Below are 18,770 nucleotides of genomic sequence, written 5' to 3'. Positions count from 1 at the left end.
CGTCTCGTATCGGTCGTTACCACTCCCTTAACAATGACAATTGGTTCAACCGGATTATTTCCTCTGGTTTAGCTCGTTTAACAGGTCACTTGCGAATTTCTCAACGTCCCGATACTCGATACTCTCAGGAAACTTGTTTCGCAAATCGGCAAGTATTGTCAAACTTTCCTCGACCAACGGAATTGCTTCTTCTAGACGGTCTTGTTGCAGGAGGCCACCGAGCGAGACTAGAGCGACCGCCAAATCACGCTGAGCGGCTGGCGTTTCCTGATGGTTTGTTTCTCCCCTGACCACCCGTAAGTGTTCGATTGCTTCCAGGTATAGCGTTTCGGCATCGGACAAACGGTTGTCTTGCTGATGTCGGGCGGCAGTGTTCATTAACAGTCCCGCGTATGCCAAGCGAAAATCGTTGACATCTGGATTAGCCAAGACGAGCCCTTCAAGAAGCACGCGGCCTTCCGCCACTAACACATTCGCCTGTTCTGTCTGACCCTCCGCCAAGAGTAATTCGGAAAGCCAAGACTTTGTTTGTGCGAGTTGGAGTTGAATTCGGGAGTCTCTTGGGTTCGTCTCCAGAACCTGCACAAACGCTTGAGAGGCCTTCTCGAAATGTGTATGAGCTATCGAAAGATCGTTTCGCTTCAACGCCATTGTAGCCAGGTTAAATTCGCCACGAGCAAAATCCCGTCGTACGTCCCTATGCTGAGAATCGACCTCAAGAATTCTGAGCCGGATTTGCTGGGCTTGCTCTAACTTTTGCCTGGCTGCTTCGAAGGACTCGTTTTGCATTTCCAAGAGTCCAAGATTCATCTTCGTATTGGCTAACTTTCGCTGGTATTCGAGATTATCAGGAAACTTTGTCACAAGTTCCGTGCGAATTGCTTCAGCTTGACCAAAGGCGTCGGCCGCATGTTGCCAGTGCCGTCGGTGCATGTGCATCGAGCCGATCAAATTATGGGTATTACCCAAGCGATACTTCAGAGTAAGATCGCGAGGTTGTTTCAAAACAAGCTCGGATTGAACGGCTCGTGCGCGACGGAGAACCTTCAAGGCAGCCTCGGAAGATTCAATTTCTCCGAGAATTTTCCCTTGATTGTACAACGTCTCCGCCAAAACCCGACGCAGTTGCGGAACATCTCCATGGTCGGCAAGGAACCGCTCATAATAAGCCAATGCCTCTCGCAACAATTCATTCCGAACCGGCTGCATGCCCGGCTGATCGAGTAGGACTTCCTCACTGACGCGAATGAAATAATTGTCGACTGCGTCGCGAGCCATTTGGAAATTGGCTTCAGCAACATTGCGTGCCGCTGTTTCTCGATCTCTCGCAGCCGCCAGGACGACCATCCCAACCAAAAGCATTGCAATTAATACGAAACTAGCAACTAGGGTGCTTGTGACAAATGTCTTGTGTCGTCTCAGCCAGCGTCCACAGCGGACTGTAATTGATTCGCGAAAAACAGACACCGGTTCGTCGGCCAACCAGCGTTCTATGTCGGCTGCGAATTCTTGGCAACTCGGATAGCGATCTTTGGGGCTTCTTGACATTGCACGCATGCATATGGCAGACAAAGCCGGATGACAATTCGGCGCAACAACTCTTGGTGCAACGATTTCACCCTTCTCGACTTTACTCAGAATGTTAGGCACGGAATCGTTGTCAATCGGAGGCTGCTTAGTGAGCAGATAGTAGAAGGTGGCACCTAAGCTATACACGTCTGAGCGAACGCCAACCCGGTCTAGCCTGCCAGTTGCCTGTTCGGGGCTCATGTACTGGGGCGTTCCGACGGCAACGCCCATCTGAGTCTTAGTCGTGGATGAACTGATTGGGGGTTCAACGTGCTGATCGCCCTCGTGCAGGTTTTCGCCACCTTGACCTATCGGTTTTGCTAGTCCCCAATCAACGACAAAAGTTTCGCCGAATCGGCCGATCATGATATTGTTCGGCTTGAGATCCCGATGAACAACGCCGCGACTGTGAGCATAGTCTATGGTATTGCAGACATTGAGAAATCTCTGCAGCAATTTTCGAAACTCGATTCCCGCCGAGGGAGTTTTGGCAAGTTCGCTATAGTAACGATCGATCAGTTCTCCCAAAGTTTCGCCGCGGATGAAGCGCATGGCATAGTAGGGTTGGTCACCGGGATTGATGCCGAGTCCATAGACCGGCACGATTCCGGGATGCTCTAGTGCACCAGTGATCTCGGCCTCTTGTAGGAAACGAGTTCGACAGCCTTGGTCTTCGGTGAACTGCGGTTGAATCTTTTTGAGTGCCACTTCGCGGTTCAGTTCGTTGTCGCGTGCGACATATACTTCTCCCAACCCGCCGCGCGCATGCGGCCGAAGGACATCAAAGCGTTGACCAGTTGAAGTAGGCATTCCCATGCTGAGTGTAATAGTCTCATTGCAGCCCGCTGCCGCGAGACTACCAGAGATGTCCGCATCCGCCAATTCGGCCAAGTCAGCGGATATCGTTGCCGTCGCTTGGAGCGATGCCAGGCTTTGCGTCACATCGTTGTCATGCCTGGCAACATGCCGGGAGACCACAGCCTCAAGCAATTCCATATCACTGTCTGTTAACGTTGCGTCTCGTTTGAGAATCTCTATCAGTGGTGTCTGCTTCTCCAGCACCCAACTATTCATCGCCGCAATGAGTTGACCACGGTCGACAAAGTCCATCTGTAAAGCCAAGATGCCGATAAGCAAATTGCGGTCAGAGGCTGCGGATGCCATGTGTCTAATCCCACGACGAAAGAAACACGCACTCCCCATACGCTTGCTTAAAACTCTGGTCGAGCAACGCTTGCAACTGCATGGTGTTTGGGGGGATTTCACCATCGAGTCGATCCCTCGACTGTCGGAAGTCCCGAAAGGATCGCTGGTGATCCATGTTACTCGACCTGCTCAAGAAAACTCAAATGGGGACTCCTCGATCTGGCTAAGCGGAAGGCGGACCATTTTCCTGATAGCAAGAAAATGTTTCTTCTTTCAGCCCAATTAAAGAACTTCGTACCATTCGGGAACCGACACCCTCGCGCGTTGAATATCGACTCCGGGAATTGACTCTTTTCAGCATCAAACTCGCTGACAAGCACTGTCGGGTAACATTTACCATTGATCGCCGACTTGGGCACCAACTTGGTATAAATTGAACCGGCGACGGTAGCGGATCGGGCGGGGACGACAAACGCTCTTACATGCACTATTGTCAGCCGACACCGAATTCAATCGAAGCCTTGATATCTGCGACCGATTAAGCCCATCATTCCCCTGCGACTCAAATTGCGTTGTTGAGGCAAGCATCAGGTCTGGATAGTCACGGATCTCGAATTTGCCGTCAGTTTTGATGACAGTATAGTCAGCCGACTCGTACGCTGATCGGGAAGTCAACTTCCAACCCAAGATCGCCTATCAAATCACCGCGGAAGTCGCCTTTCTCATCTAAGCGTTTGGCGAAGATCAGACGCGGGAAAGAGTTCGTGGGCTGCCTCCACAATCGACTGAATGACGTCTGTTGGGTCGGCTCAAGTCGTTCAACAGAATGGAGCAACAGTCGCTGGAAAGTCGTCCATCCCCGGAGAAAACGCGATTCGCACATCAACCGAACCGTGATCGGCACGTTCAAGCCCATTGCAAATCCGCCATCCCCGGTTCAAATCCGGGCGGCGTCTCCATTATTGAATTCACCTCGCTTGTCTCGTTCGCTTGAGACTTGCGGGGTTTTTCTTTGGACGCTTGCTGAATTTCGAATTCTCTGCATCGGCTATTTTCGGCATTGAGTCGTTTTGAGAGATCGTATAATCTTTGAGACATCACCCCCTGACAGTTAACACAAGAACACCAAAGCGTAACTTCGTCACCGGATAACGATGTTCACGGCCCCCTATGCGTTTCACATTAGTCATCTGTGCAATTTGGGCCGCCTGGGGGTGTCAAAGCCCCTCGTCAACGTTATCTCAGAAGGCTCATGAAGTTCCATCGTCGATCGGCAACCCGTCACACTCGTCGAATGACCCCTATCAAACGTATCGGGTGACATACGCCGGTCATTCGATTGTCACCCCTGCAAACGTTTCCTTAGAATCTTCGTCCGCAGAACCGGCACGCGAAAACCCGGGTGTTGATGCTTCTACCGAGCGACGCCCTCTGGGATTGCGAGAAGCAATCCAAATCGCCCTGCAGAACTCGAACGTCATTCGAACGCTCGCAGGCGACACCGTGGTTTCGACGCCCACGACGGCTTATGCCCCTGGAATCGCTCGTCAGCTTGTTACCGTTGAGGAGGCGGAGTTCGATCCGACGATTGAAGTCAATGCGTCGGGCCGGCGTTACGATGAGCCAACCGATACCGCTGATCCTCTGCGTCAGTCGCGTGGACTCGTTCGAGACGAAAGTGATTTCGTCGCCAAACTCGAAAAGCGGTGGACACCTGGTACCGTCACGAGTTTGTCTTACGAACCGCCTTTGGGATATCTCTACCGACGTGATCCATCAGTCAATAGTTTTAACCCGAGAATCGGTGCTGCCGTCGTCGCGGAAGCTCGACAACCGTTGTTGCGAAACGCAGGAACGGAGGTGAATACCGCTCCAATTCAGATTGCTCAACTTCGCGCGGATCAATCGGCGTGGGAAGTCAAAGGCGACCTCTTAGCCGAGCTACGAAGTATCGAGGAAACTTATTGGCGACTGCAGGCAGCTCGGGTTTCAGCCGACGCGCTCGACCGGATGCTTCCACTGCTCGACGAGGCCGTCAGAATCGAAAAACTTTTGTTACAAGCGGAACGAGTGACGACGGCAGAAGTCGCTCGTGTCCAATTGCAGCGACGCGAGTTCTTGCAACAACGCATTCGAGCTGGTGCAAACATCCGCGAGAGCGAGAACCTACTTCGGACACTCGTTGGCCTGCCGCTCGAAGATGGACAACAATTAATTCCGGTCGATCGGCCTGAAGAACAGTTTCATCCGCCGACGTTCGACGAGTGCCTATCTTTGGCACTTTCGAATCGTCCGGATGTTCTGCAACAGCGGCTTCAAGTTCGAGTCCGTGAAATCGAGAATGATCTGGCCCGAAATCAACAGCGACCCCAGTTTGATTTGACAGCGTTGTATCGGCTCAGTGGTATCAGCGATGAGTATCAAGATGCGTTTGACCAAATTGGTCAGGCTCAATATGCAAGTTGGTCTGCCGGATTCTTGTTCTCCGTTCCATTGGGGAACCGAGCCGCCACTGCGAGGCACCTCGCTGCTGAGCAGCAGTTAGCTAAAGAACGTGCTTTACTACAGCAACAAGTTCAGAACGTATCCACGGAGCTGGCAAACATTCTGAATGATATGGCGGCCACCTGGGCGGAGTACGAGCAATCGATCAAGCAAGTGAGCGAGGGTGAAGACTGGGTCCAAACCGCGCGGTTGCGGTTCAATTCACCTCCACCTGCGGGAGATCAGGGTGGATGGCTGATTGTGGCATTGAACGACTACCAACTCGCTCTTCGAAGCAATATCGAAGCATTAACAAATTCGGCTCGACTACTCGCTCGCTACAATGCCTTGCTAGCTCGACTGCATGAAGCCCAAGGAACACTCTTAGACCGTCGACTAGTTCAACTCGATCAAGATCCGGTGGTCGAAACCCAGTCTTATTTGCATGAATGGCTGCATCAGCCAAGCCTTGACGGACAGCATCAGACACAAATGATCACTCGTAGTCCCGAACCGCACATGAACACTCTACCTCCTGCTAGTTCACAGCTCACACAAGGCTGGTCAGACTCGTACCGCTATTAGAGTTGCAGTCGGTGTGATCGTCCGATGCGAGACTACCACCAGAACTCGGTTCTGACATACTTCAGAACTTTGTTAGCTAGTAAACTGCCTAATGCGGTTTCATCTCTTGAGATCCGAGCGAAACCCGTCATCCCGGTTTTGAGTTCACCGTCGGGATTGTCGACCCCACAGTAGACCGTAAAAGTGTTCGTTTTTGGGGCGGGTTGCTGACCGATCATATCGGGGGCAGCCATCGTCGGCGCAATTTTCTCCACGCGAGCCTCGACGAGATCAAACGGCAACGAGCGAGCCTTCATCTGCACCTGTTGTCCGACTTCCAGGCCCGCGACATCTTCCTCTGGCACAGTGATTTCAATGCGGGCATTCTCGATGTTCTCGACAATGCAAACCAAGCCGCCTTTCAACACAAGCTGACCATACTTTTCCTGCATATGAGGAGTCGCGATTACGCCACTCACGGGCGATACAATCACAAGCTTGGTTTGCTCGGCTTGGAGGAAATCAAGCTCTGCCTGCAGTCGTGTCAACTTGGCTTGTTCAGCTTGAATATCTTCAGTGCGACTGCCTGCCTCTAAAAGAAGTTGCTCGGCTTTTGCGGCTGCAAGTTCATGCTGACGACGTGTCAACTCCGCCTCTGCTGCGCGAACACCTTGCATTTTTCGAGAATCATATCGCGACTGAGCTTGTTGCAATTTGGCATCGACCACCATCGCCTTCATCCGCTCGGCACGATACTGTTCACCAGCCATCGCTCCTTGCTCATAGAGTTTTTGAGACCGTGTTAGCGAGGCTTGAATAAAGGACTTCTCTGCACTCTGTTGTTCAATCTCTAAGTTCAAACGTAATAGTTCTTGTTCTAATGTGATCTTCGCCCGTGCTAGTTCGTCTTCTGCATGTTGCAACCAAACTTCAGCTCGACCCACTTTCTCACGCTGTTCAGCAACAAGCTGAGGACGAGGCCCGACCCGCAATCTTGCGAGAGTAGCCGTCACTTCTTGTATCTCGGCTTCTTTACGAACAATCTGACTTTCGAGTGCCGGTGACTTGAGTTCGACGAGCACATCTCCGGATGCAATCACATCGCCTTCTTCGACATGAATCTTGTGAAGAAAGCCTTCCACTTCCGAGTGAATTTCCACTCGCGTGGCTGGCCGCACAACAAATTGCCCTTTCGCCGTGCGGTTCCAAGGGACAAACACGAGCATAGCCGGGATTGTCAAAATCAATCCGCACCAGATGAGCGTGCGTCGGAAACGGGAACGGATCATCATAGCGAACTCACTTGCAAAGAAGCCTTTGAAGACTCGTTTCGTACCATAAGACATCAGCAAAAACACCATCAGCCAGCCTAGCCACAGCGACTTACCGTCGAATAGATCTAGCATTCCAAATAACAGAAAGTCTAGGAAAACAATGGCTGTCACCCAGACAAAGATTCCATAGATAATCAGAATGCGACCGCGAGGCTCGGGTTGGGGCCTTTCGGCTCCCCAAAGAAGCCATCGAACATGAGCCATCCAATAGGTATTAGCAGACGCTCGAAGATTGGGAATCTCTAAGAAATCACTCAGCAGGTAGTAGCCATCGAGTTTTAAGAACGGATTCAAGTTGAGTAGCGATCGTGTACCGCAGACGGAAAACAATACGAAAGCAACATGATGAATCAGACTTTCCGGGACTGTCACTCGCCATATGAAGACGGCACACGCCCAGACACAGAGATCGGCATACGCCCCGGCTAATGTAATCCAAAGCCGTCGCGACTTTTCGCGGATCAGCCAAGCATCGGAAACATTGCAATAGAAGCAAGGCATGAAGAACATCAACAACAAGCCCGCATCTGGAACTTCGCCGCCGAAATGTTTGCAAGTTAGCCCGTGCCCACATTCATGAATACAAGTGGCTAAGCAAATTGTGCCCCAAACCACAAACAAAGTGTCCCAGCCCACGGTTGATGGTACAGATGAGACCATCATTTGACGCTGATCAATCAGCACGACAACGGCTGCAATGATTAGCAGCGATGTGGTAATGAGAAACCCCGCGGACCAAACCCATCGAATCCGCGGTTCAAGCCAGCTAAAGAATCGATCGGGCCGACAAAGCGGAAGCCGGTAGAACAGCAAACTGCCTTTGCCCGGAAGTGTCCATCCTTTCAATGACTGATCCTTCGAATCGGAAGGGATATTCGTCGCTGAGGTCTCTTGCGAATCCTTTACTTTCCGCTGCACTAACCGCTGCGAGCGAACGACTTTGACAAAGTCGCGTAAGTCCTCTTCCGAGAGACTGTCATTGAACTGTTCTTGGTAGGCATCACAGATCTCGGCGGCGTTGCGATGCCCGTCTAGACTTGTGAGAAGAAAATGTTCCTCGGCTCCGAAGCGGAAGAAAGTGCCCTCGGACGGGCACTTGACGACATACTCGTTATCACCAGTCCTACGAATGACTAGGTCGGACCGAACCTGTGGCAGCCTTCGAGTCTTAGTCGACATAGAAATTAGCAGTTCACTAGATCGTGAGAGACCAGTTCGACGGATTTGTTCTCTTCAGGTGACTTCCACTTAGGAAGTGTCGGGCCTTCCAGCAGAATTTCGCGGCTCTCTTCTTCAGTCAGAACATATGCAAAGTACGGAATGCCGAGTTGTAGACAACGGGCCGCACGGTGATTGCCATCGATCAGCAAGTGTCCATGAACTTCTTCATGAGAGTTCACGGGAAACCAAACATGGCTAATAATACCTGGGTATTTCGTGTCGACGTGGAGAAGATGTTCTTTGTGAATTCTTGTATCTTCGAGTTCTAACCGAATGCTTTCCTCATCGACTTCAACCGGCGTGCGATTATCGAGCACCATATTCCGAGCCAGGCTCACATCGAAGCGGAACCGCTGACCCAAATGCTTAAAACGAAAGGTTTCTGCTCCGGATCGACAATGCCGACAGGATTTGTCTCGGTCAGTTCGCTTCTTCTGACTTTTAGAACTACCCATCATGGCCTCATGGTTTGAACTTGGAAGCATCGGTTTTGAGAGCAAAAGAGGGGGGTGAGGTTCAAAACAAAATCACTTTGTCGAAAACTTCACTCGCCCCCTAAAGCCTAACTACACAGCATCAACTAGCTATCGCCAGCAACCATTGTCTAGTAGCAAACTGAGCTACGCTTCTTGCTGGATTTCTTACTCGACTTTTTGCTGGATTTCTTGCTCGACTTTTTGCTCGACTTTTTGCTCGACTTCTTGCTTGATTTCTTACTCGACTTCTTGCTGGACTTTTTGCTCGACTTCTTACTCGATTTCTTGCTGGACTTTTTGCTGGATTTCTTGCTCGACTTCTTACTCGATTTGTTGCTAGAGCCTTTGCCCGAGGAACCTTTGCCAGACGATGCGCCGCCATGGTCATCGTCGTCACAGTCGCACCAGCCGAATGCACTCGGTGTAATGCGTTCTTCAAGTCGTTCGATTTTGAACTTCTTTGCGCCTTCTTGTTCTGCCGCCATCATGAACCTCAATGCATATCGTGGTGGATTTTTTTGACTTCTCGAGTGGAAGCCTTTCAACACTCCACTTTCGCAAGCGACGTGCCAGGAATTTCCAAATGAGAAATGTTTTGTTAACTCCTGTTTCGACAAGCACTTACACTTAACACTTCATGAAGAGCAATAAACGGGCCTGTGGTTCAAAGGAAACAGCCCGCCCCACAAATGCACATAAACCATTGTCAGCAAATAGGTTACACCAACGTTTCCCCAATCACTCAACGAGGCGTTTTGGCAACGCAGTTTGCGAAGGTCAAGAATCGATGAAGAATTTGTTTTGATGATTTCCTTTACCGTTCAAAGCCGCGATTTTCTGATGACCGAATTCAACTAACGCAAATTGAATATCGACGGCGGTCGCTTTTAGTCCGGGTTTCGTAGAGACTAGATGCATTCAGACGATATGTCGCGTTTAGGCACCGGTATCACGCAGCACCAACCGCTTGATCAAAACGAGGGCGGGACTAGAAGATCGTGACTGCTAGAGGACAACACGATGATTCAGAGAGTTCTGGATAAGCTTTCAAACCGTTTCCCTCGGTTTGCTGCCGTCCGCAAGTGGATTGCAATGAGGAAGAAGCGTTTCGTCGTTGGCTTGATGTTCGTTATGCATGTGCTAGGGGCACTGTGTTCCGTCAATGCTGTAATGTCGACTCGAACACCTCAAGGGGCGATCGCTTGGGGTGTTTCCTTGAACACATTCCCGTACTTGGCAGTCCCGGCTTACCTTGTATTCGGTCAATCGAAGTTTGATGGTTATGAATTACTTCGACATCAGCAAATGCTGAGCGAAGACCAGACCGACAATGAAGTGGTGCAATCACTCCGAGAGAAGGGGCTGTTGTTGGAAATTGAATCGCCTGAACTGCGGAGTCATCAGATTCTACTTGAGAACCTGGCGCAAATGCCGATCACACGAGCCAACGACGCTGACCTACTCATCGACGGAAAGCAAACGTTCGAGGCGATCTTTCAATCCATTGCCAAAGCCGAAGAGTACATCCTCGTGCAGTTTTACATCATGCGAGATGATGAGCTAGGCAATCGGTTGAAGGATGCACTGATCGAAAAAGCTCGCGAGGGAGTCCGGGTCTATTTTCTCACCGATGGATTGGGAAGTCGCAAACTCTCGGATGCTTATCTAAATCAGTTACGAGAGGCGGGAGTCGAGACGGCGGCGTTTTTGACGGCGGGCTCGGGGAATCGCTTTCGTGTCAACTTCCGCAACCATCGGAAAATCGTGGTTGTGGACGGCAAAGAAGCATTTGTCGGAGGACACAATGTCGGAGACGAGTATGTCGGCAAGCATCCAACACTCACTCCTTGGCGGGACACGCACGTGGGATTGCGTGGACCGGTCGTATTGGAGTGCCAAGTTTCATTTCTCGAGGATTGGCGATGGGCCAGCGGCCGAGTCCCGGAATTGAATTGGACGCCGGAGGCAGCGCCAGAGGGCGACATATTTGGCCTATGTTTACCGACGGGACCGGCAGATGGATTCGAAACTGGCACGCTAATGCTGCTAAGTCTCATCAACGCCGCCCGAGAACGAATTTGGATAGCTAGCCCGTATTTTGTGCCGGACGAACAATTTATCTCCGCATTGCAATTGGCGGCGTTACGTGGGGTCGATGTTTGTGTCATCATTCCCGAGAACAACGACGATTCGCTAGTCGACCTCACCTCGTATTCCTATCTCGTGGAACTGGAGAAGGTCGGTGTCAAACTATTTCGTTACCAACCCGGGTTTATGCATCAGAAAGTGATGCTCATTGACAATGCCACTTCGACGATTGGAACTGCGAACTTCGACAATCGATCGATGAGGCTCAACTTTGAAGTGACGATACTCCTCTATGATGTCGACTTCGCTCAGAAGGTCGAGTCGATGCTCACAACGGATCTGGAACACTGCCGACCGTTCCCTGCGAGTGACTACACTGAAAGCGGCTTGCCCTTTCGCTTTTTCGTGCGGGTCGCTCGACTGTTGTCGCCGGTCCAATGATCGTCGATGGAGTCACTCCTCGATGACACCACTGACTTGAAGCTTACTCGAACAGAATTCCGAGCGAGCCCAAGACGGCATACCCGATGAACAGCAAGTAGGAGCCGCACAGGACGAGGGCTTTCGTGCGAGTGAGTTGGCGTTTATGCCACATGATTCCAAGCGTGGAAATCGTCAACACCACGAGCAACACTCGCAGACCAACCAATCCACTCGCGGGATGTCCGTCATGAAGTAAGCTGACGGGCTGCCAACCGAGCAAATACGAGTTGACGAGCAGGGGAATCGACAAACACACGCAGATATCGAAAATGTTAGAACCGAACGCGTTGGAAACAGCGCCGGAATCGTCCCCACGCATGGCGGCTCCGATCGCCAATAAAGTATCGGGCACAGAAGAGGCAGCTGCGGCGATAATCACCGCCACGAAGAACGCCGGTACCGCAAGCACGTCAGCGGCTTGATAGGTGGCTTCCACCAGAAAGTAACAGGCCAACGCGGATACAAGCGTCGAGCAAACGATAATTGCCCAGGCCGTTCTCGCGTGCAGAGGGACTTGGAAATACCCGAAGAACACTCCGGCGTAACGGGCGTCTTCTTCTTCCTCGATTTTCAACTCACCGGCTGCATGGGCATCGATCGATCGTGTCGCCATGGTGCGAGAAATGCGGTAGCCTTCGGCCTCGACGGCTTCGATCACGGTGACTTCGGTCGATTCCACGCTGCGATCGTCTAGGTGAGCTTGAATGGCACGGACTTTAACACGGTATGCCTGAGCGTCGCGAAACAAGTGATACACATAGACCGCGTAAAGAACTAGTAGGGCGACGCCCATCCACCAACTCATCTCATCCTGAAACAGGAACACGACGAGCAACAAGTTACAGCCGACGAACCAAACTCCGTCACGCGTGATGACTTCGTCGTCGATATCAATTGTCGGACGGTTCTGGCGATAGAACGAGATCACAAGTGCGCAAAAGGCGGGAATGAGAATCATGTTATAGACGGCACTCCCGGCACAGGTGGCGATCGTCGAGCTATACCCCTCCGCACCGGCGGCTTCCATAGCTTTCGGATCACCGGGGTCCGCACTGGTCAATGCGACGATCACGAAGAACAGCCCGCTGAACAGTTCCGGCATGGAACTGGCGACGGCGTCCAATGTGGCACCCCGGACCGAACCGGGAAGATCAAACCGCTGACCGATCCACTGTGCAGCATCGGCAAACGGATCGCAGGCCTGCCAAATGACAATCGAGATGACAACAACACTGGCAACCAGAAAACCGATTTCCCAACCGGCTGCGAAGCAAATTCCCAGCACGACCAGCGCAAGTGCCGAAACGATCGGACCGGTTTTTGAAACTCGTTCACCGTCAACAGGTTCAGCGTCGGTCGCCATTCCCCACAAATCCTAATGACAAAGAGAAGGGTGCGTTCATCAAACTGAAACGCACCACATAATCGACGTGGAATGCATATCGTGTGTTTCGCATCCTCACACACACCACGAATTCACACTCACCGCGAAATCGTTGGTCACCCTAGCCTGACCAACGGTTCTGACTCGTTTCTATCTGGCGACAGCCACATTGCGGGTTTCACGCAACACACTGACTTTGATTTCGCCGGGGTATGTCAGCGTTTGCTCAACCGCTTTGGCGATGTCTCGTGCCATTTTCGCTGCTTCACGGTCGTTGACTTGGCGGGCATCGACAACCACGCGAATCTCGCGTCCGGCTTGAACGGCGTACGATTGACTAACGCCCGGAAAACCATTCGCGAGCGCTTCGAGTTCTTCCAAGCGACGAATGTATTTTTCCAGCGTTTCCCGGCGAGCACCGGGACGGGCAGCGGAAATGGCATCGGCAGCCGCGACAAGCACCGTATAGATGTGCTCGACACGAATGTCGTCATGATGCCCCAAAGCCGCATGCACGACTTCCGGTCCTTCGCCATATCGCTTGAGCAACTCCGCCCCGACTGCAGGGTGACCACCTTCCATCTCATGGTCGGCGGCTTTCCCAATATCGTGGAGAAAACCACATCGCCGGGCAAGAACTTCGTCGAGTCCCAATTGCTGTGCCAACATGCCGGTGAGATGAGCGACTTCGATCGAGTGTCGCCGGACGTTTTGCGAGTAACTCACCCGGAAATTCAGACGCCCCATCAAGTCGATAATCTTCTCGTGGAGACCGGGAACATTGGCTTCCTGAGCAGCTTCCAGACCGAGTTGCCGGATGTGCTCGTCCATCTCCTTCTGAGTTTCCGCCACGACTTCGTCGATCCGACTCGGGTGAATTCGCCCGTCCTGAATCAACGTTTGCAGCGAGAGTTTCCCGATCTCACGACGCACCGTATCAAAAGCGGAGACAATGACGACGCCCGGCGTATCGTCGACGATTACATCAACACCTGTCGCCTTCTCGAACGCACGGATGTTGCGACCTTCGCGACCGATGATCCGGCCTTTCATTTCGTCATTGGGAATGTCCACGCTGGAGACCGTCGTTTCCGACGTATGAGCAGCTGCGTAGCGTTGGACAGACATCACCACGGCTTCGCGGGCTTGCCGATCGCAGGTTTCTTTGAGTTTGGCTTGGTGCTCTAAAATCAACGCACCGGTTTCATTGGCAAGTTCCCGGCCGAGTTGCTCTAACAGCAACGAAGTGGCGGCTTCCTGACTGAGCCCGGTGATTTTATAGAGTTGTTCTTGCTGTTCCTTCACCAACGCTTCGAGATCACGCTCGCGGTTTTCGACAACCTTTGTCTTCTCGTCGAGTCGCGATTGTCGGGTTTCCAACATTCGCTCGCGTTTGAGATAGTCTTGGGCTTGCTCGTCGAGTGTGGACTCACGCTTCTCAAGCCGCCCTTCTAATTTGCGAAGTTCGTCGCGTGTTTGGTTGAACTCCTTCTCGACTTCCTTCCGTCGTTCAAGCAGTTCTTTCTCGAAGGCCAACTCTTTGCTGGTTCGTGTGTTAGCGGCCTCTGTCTCGGCATCTTTGATGATTTGTTCGCGGCTGCGGTAGGCCTCGCCGCGACGGGCTCGGTCAAAGAAGTAGCCAGCAGCTCCTCCCAAGACCAAACCGATGACAATTCCGATGGCAATTTCCATCCCAGTATTCCTTTGGCGTTATTCACGAATCCTCAGCCAATGGGTTCGACGAACTCGTCAAAATCGTAGGTGCTTGTTGCTCGTGTTCGACCATTCGGCATCGTTGAGAACTCGAATGTCGTTCGCAAGCTTATCGCCATGCGAGCGGAATTCTTCGCTCCCCTCAACGGGAATGAAAGTCGCATCAACGGTGAAGACGCATCAGGCAGATTGGATGGGAGGCAGCTGTAAAACGCGACCGGCGCTGCGTCGAACGAGAGGAAACCGCATTCGCGAGCGGTTTTCGAGAATTGAAAGCATTTCCGTGACGCTGCAAGATCCACGTCGGGCAGACGGGGAGATCGGCAATCTACTCCGAAACCAGGTGCAGATCGCAGGCCGAGTTAACGTTGTTTGAGCCGAATCGGCCCAAACCAATTGGCGGAAGTTTGTTTCATTCGCCGGTTCGAAATGCGTGGTCGTCACTGGGACGGAATACGCAACGCGAGCCCGGTTGCAATTGCTTGACAAAAGAAGCTTTTGCCCATCTTCCATGACTGCCGCTGGGGACTGCACGCGTGGTTGACCGAACCAACCGTTACGAGCAATTGCCCAAGCCATTCCAATCAACACGCATGCCGAAGTCGTGTAGATCACACGCCCCGGAGCGCGGAACTTCCCGCCAGCGAGAGGCGTTGCGATTTCAGTCGCGTCCCCTTGCGCTTTATCCGTTAACCGTCTTGGTTGTTCAACGGAACCGAACATATCTCGACTCGTGCGACACAAGGCCGAGCGTTTTGAACCCAAGACGTTTCCGTCTCGGTATGCAAACCCACCGTCCCCGCATCAGTGCCCTCTTGGTCGTGACGACTTTGAGGATTCCTGTCATTTTGTTGTTGACGCCCAAACGGTGACAGGAAAGACAGAACGTCCCTCTGATCTGAATTGGAGAATTCACCAGGAAATCCAATGAATTCGGCCGAGATACATCAATCGGAAGGGAAGGCCCGCTTTCTCCGTCACTGCGCAGGCAGAAACGCACGCGTATCGTACCATAGCAAACCAACTGGTCAACCGTCCGGGCGGTTTCCTGAATTGTCGAGGCCACGCGACAGTTTCCGCAACGCACAATCGAGCAATTTTCAGCAGAATGTTACGTGCTTTAGACAGGATGGTAACTCTCATGGTGAAGCCGAACCGTTTCGCTGTATAATGTTATGAGTTCCACTGCGACCGACCGTGTTGCTGCACGACTCCGTGCTTGACGGGGTCCAGTCGTTGAGGAACAATTCAGCCCGGAGTGATGGTAAGTTGCTGTTATTCCTCAGAACAACCACGGAATACTCCTCTGAAGAGAACGAATCATGCAGAAATTGAAACAAGGGATTCACAACTTCCGCGAAGACACGTTCGTCCAAATGCAGGATGTCTTTGAGGAGTTGGCGCACGGACAAAACCCCGAAACGCTGTTCATCACGTGTTCGGACTCTCGAATTAACCCGAATCTGCTCACGCAAACTCAGCCTGGTGAGCTGTTCATTCTGCGTAATGCGGGCAACATCGTGCCGCCACACGGTGCCGGGAACGGCGGGGAGGCTGCGACCATCGAATACGCAGTCGCCGCTCTAGGTGTGAAAGACATCATCATTTGTGGTCACTCTCACTGTGGAGCGATGACCGGTCTGTTGAACCCGGATAGTTTGGCGTCTATGCCGACAGTGAAAGCGTGGTTAGGACATGCCGAGACCACCGCTCGCATCATGCAAGATAACTATTCCGATCTGTCCGGCTACGAACTGATTGCGACCACGGTTCAAGAGAATGTCTTGGTGCAGCTAGAGAACCTGCGAACTCTTCCCGCAGTTGCCTCACGATTGGTGAAAGGCGACTTGCATCTCCACGGTTGGGTTTACAAATTCGAGACCGGCGAGGTCTTCGCTTACGATGCCAAAGCCGGACAATATGTGGCCATCGCCGATTACAAGGAGAACGACGAAGTTCCCGCAAAACGCTTGACCAGTACGCCAACAATCTGATGTTGAACACATGCTGGCATCGATAAACAGCCAACTCAGTTCCGTCGGCGGGATGGCGGTCCTCGCTGTGCTTGTTATCGCTGTTTGGCTGCTACTTAGTCCGCGGTCCCTCTTTGTGATACGGTTCCGTGAGGGTACGGCCCGTGTCACCCGCGGCAAGGTTGCTTCGAGTTTCGTCAGCGAAGTCGAAAATATCTTGCAACGAGCGGGTGTTTCCTCAGCAACGATTCGTGGCGATATTCACGGGGCGAATCGCGATATCAAACTCCGCTTTTCACACGCCATTCCGCCACCCGTGCGACAACAAATCCGCAACGCATGGCAGTGGGGCTAGGATTGAAAATGTGGGGCGACATGGCTCTGAAAGTCATGGTTTTTGATCGGTTTCCCGAATCACACTCTCGCCCCTGACAATCCATTCTAATACCCAGCGGCTTGGCCGTGTTTGCGTGGATCGCTCGCCGCACGCAGCCCATCTTTCGTTCGTTGGGCGACTTGGCAAATGGCTAACGCACTTCGACGCTCAACGACGTGCCCCCGCTCTTTCATTGACACCTGAATCTTCTCCATCAACGGGCCTTCGGCGTATAACACGTCTGGGAGCCATTGGTGGTGAATGCGTGGTTGACGAACTGCCGCCATCGGGGCGAGACCAAAGTTCTCCACATTCAACATGACCTGCAGGGTCGTGCTGATAATCCGCGGACCACCAGACGCACCTAAAGCCAATGTGGCTTTGCCATCTCGAACGAGGATCGTCGGTGACATGCTCGACAGCGGACGTTTGCCCGGTTCGGGAGAGTTGAATTCCGATTGAATCAAACCAAATGCGTTCGGCTTTCCGGGAATCGCGGTGAAGTCGTCCATCTCATTGTTGAAAACTACCCCGAGTGCCGGGTCAACCACCATACTACCAAAGTAGGTGTTGACCGTTTCCGTACAGGCCACTGCGTTGCCCTCGGCATCCATCACCGAAAAGTGACTCGTCCCTGCATCGTCGCGGAGCCAAAATCGCCCATAATGCGATGGCGGGTATGTTTGTTTCGGTGAAATTCGTCGGGCCAATTCCGCGGCATAGGCCGAACTTGTCAGCGTTGCGGTGGGAACATGGGTGAAATCCGGATCGCCGAGGTAAGCAGCGCGATCGGCGTAGGCGTGCTTCATCGACTCCGTCAACAACTGCAAATACTCAGGGCTGTTATGTTCGACGCTGCCCAATTCGGTGTCGGTCAGCTTCGCAGCGGCGGTCAGAATGTTCAATGTCTCGAGCAAAGCGATCCCCCCGCTCGACGGAGGTGGCATGGTATGAATTTGGGACTCGCCGAACTCTCCTCGTACCGGCTCACGCAATTTTGGTGTGTACTTTCCGAGGTCGTCAGCCGTGACGATCCCGCCAGCGAGTTGAACGGTCTGTGCAAGTTGATCCGCACTTTCGCCACTGTAAAACCCTTCCAGACCATCATCCGCAATGCGTTGTAGGATCGTCAGTTGTGGCGAATAGAACCGCGAATCATTGCCCCAGAGTTTTCCCTTGTTGAGATAAAGGTCGTACAAAGAGCGGAATCGAATTTTCCATGTTGGGTTCTCTTCGAATCGCCCCAACATCGTTTTCTGGATCGACCGCATGTGCTCATCGACTTCGACGCCATCGCGGGCATAACGAATCGCCGGGGCGAGCACGGTTTTTCGGTCAAGTTTGCCATAGAGTTCGTGCACGGTCAGCAATCCCGCCACAGTTCCCGGCACACCAACGGCAAGCCCGCCGTTTTGACTGGGGAAGGGGACGGTATTGTCGTTTGCCAAGGCGTCGACGAACATATCGGGATGACTCTTCGATGGAGCCATTTCGCGATAATCGTAGGCGAAACTTTTCTGTTGTTTGGCATCGTAAAACACCAGAAACCCGCCGCCACCGATGCCGCAACTTGAAGGTCTGACAACAGATAACGCAAATGATGTGGCCACGGCCGCATCGATCACGTTTCCGCCTTGCTTGAGCATTTCCACTCCGGCGGCACTCGCCAACGGATGATCAGCCGCCACAACGCCGTTCTGATAGACCGGTTCAGTTTCGGCCCCCTGAACGCTCGGGACAAGCAATAAGCTAACGACGATGACCGCGATCAGGCGGCTTTTGCAAACATTTGGACGCATCCAATTGCTCCGTTGCATGGTTGGATTCAAACTTGGATCCTTTCTCGAACACATCTTTCCCGAGGACAAACCTGTCCGCACGGTCATTCGCTCATTATACTCTACCAAAGACGTGAACCGAATCCTCCGCATACTGTCTCCTGGGGAAAACCGGTTCGGA

11 protein-coding genes are annotated in these 18,770 nt (G+C 52.4%); 5 read left to right on the top strand and 6 right to left on the bottom strand.

What is annotated here, in order from left to right; all coding sequences use genetic code 11:
* Positions 1–54: 54 nt before the first annotated feature.
* Entirely contained in the window at positions 55–2,733 is a 2,679-nt protein-coding gene (locus tag AC5DDB_RS11505; protein WP_491739872.1) for a protein kinase domain-containing protein, read from the bottom strand.
* A 1,152-nt stretch (positions 2,734–3,885) separates the two neighbouring features.
* Between AC5DDB_RS11505 and AC5DDB_RS11500 the strand changes: the two genes are divergently transcribed.
* Positions 3,886–5,784, top strand: a complete 1,899-nt coding sequence (locus tag AC5DDB_RS11500) for a TolC family protein (protein WP_491739871.1) — start codon at positions 3,886–3,888, stop codon at positions 5,782–5,784.
* Between the two features lie 32 nt (positions 5,785–5,816).
* Here AC5DDB_RS11500 and AC5DDB_RS11495 read toward each other — a convergent pair whose 3' ends face one another.
* Positions 5,817–8,276, bottom strand: coding sequence for a hypothetical protein (locus AC5DDB_RS11495; RefSeq protein ID WP_491739870.1), 2,460 nt, complete (start codon positions 8,274–8,276; stop codon positions 5,817–5,819).
* Positions 8,277–8,281: 5 nt separating this feature from the next.
* Positions 8,282–8,773 (bottom strand): hypothetical protein, encoded by a 492-nt coding sequence (locus tag AC5DDB_RS11490; protein WP_491739869.1) that lies wholly within the window; start codon positions 8,771–8,773, stop codon positions 8,282–8,284.
* 174 nt (positions 8,774–8,947) lie between these two features.
* On the opposite strand from AC5DDB_RS11490, the gene AC5DDB_RS11485 reads away from it, so the two are divergent.
* Both AC5DDB_RS11485 and cls read left to right on the top strand, forming a co-directional pair.
* A complete protein-coding gene (locus tag AC5DDB_RS11485) occupies positions 8,948–9,316 on the top strand; it encodes a hypothetical protein (protein ID WP_491739868.1) in 369 nt (122 codons plus the stop codon).
* A gap of 498 nt (positions 9,317–9,814) precedes the next feature.
* The gene (gene cls / locus AC5DDB_RS11480) at positions 9,815–11,323 is read left to right on the top strand and encodes a cardiolipin synthase (RefSeq protein WP_491739867.1); all 1,509 of its coding nucleotides are present in this window, start codon (positions 9,815–9,817) and stop codon (positions 11,321–11,323) included.
* A 43-nt stretch (positions 11,324–11,366) separates the two neighbouring features.
* Here cls and AC5DDB_RS11475 read toward each other — a convergent pair whose 3' ends face one another.
* The gene (locus tag AC5DDB_RS11475) at positions 11,367–12,728 is read right to left on the bottom strand and encodes a sodium:calcium antiporter (RefSeq protein WP_491739866.1); all 1,362 of its coding nucleotides are present in this window, start codon (positions 12,726–12,728) and stop codon (positions 11,367–11,369) included.
* Positions 12,729–12,899: 171 nt separating this feature from the next.
* A complete protein-coding gene (gene rny / locus AC5DDB_RS11470; protein WP_491739865.1) occupies positions 12,900–14,441 on the bottom strand; it encodes a ribonuclease Y in 1,542 nt (513 codons plus the stop codon).
* A gap of 1,343 nt (positions 14,442–15,784) precedes the next feature.
* Here rny and AC5DDB_RS11465 point away from each other — a divergent pair.
* Both AC5DDB_RS11465 and AC5DDB_RS11460 read left to right on the top strand, forming a co-directional pair.
* Complete coding sequence (locus AC5DDB_RS11465) at positions 15,785–16,456, top strand: carbonic anhydrase (protein ID WP_491739864.1); 672 nt, start codon at positions 15,785–15,787, stop codon at positions 16,454–16,456.
* A gap of 10 nt (positions 16,457–16,466) precedes the next feature.
* Complete coding sequence (locus AC5DDB_RS11460) at positions 16,467–16,790, top strand: DUF3634 family protein (protein WP_491739863.1); 324 nt, start codon at positions 16,467–16,469, stop codon at positions 16,788–16,790.
* A gap of 86 nt (positions 16,791–16,876) precedes the next feature.
* Here the strand turns inward: AC5DDB_RS11460 and ggt are convergent, their stop codons facing one another.
* A complete protein-coding gene (ggt, locus tag AC5DDB_RS11455; protein WP_491739862.1) occupies positions 16,877–18,610 on the bottom strand; it encodes a gamma-glutamyltransferase in 1,734 nt (577 codons plus the stop codon).
* Positions 18,611–18,770: the final 160 nt, after the last annotated feature.

The organism is Thalassoroseus sp., assembly GCF_984380535.1.
This window is presented reverse-complemented; position numbering and strand designations above follow the sequence as displayed.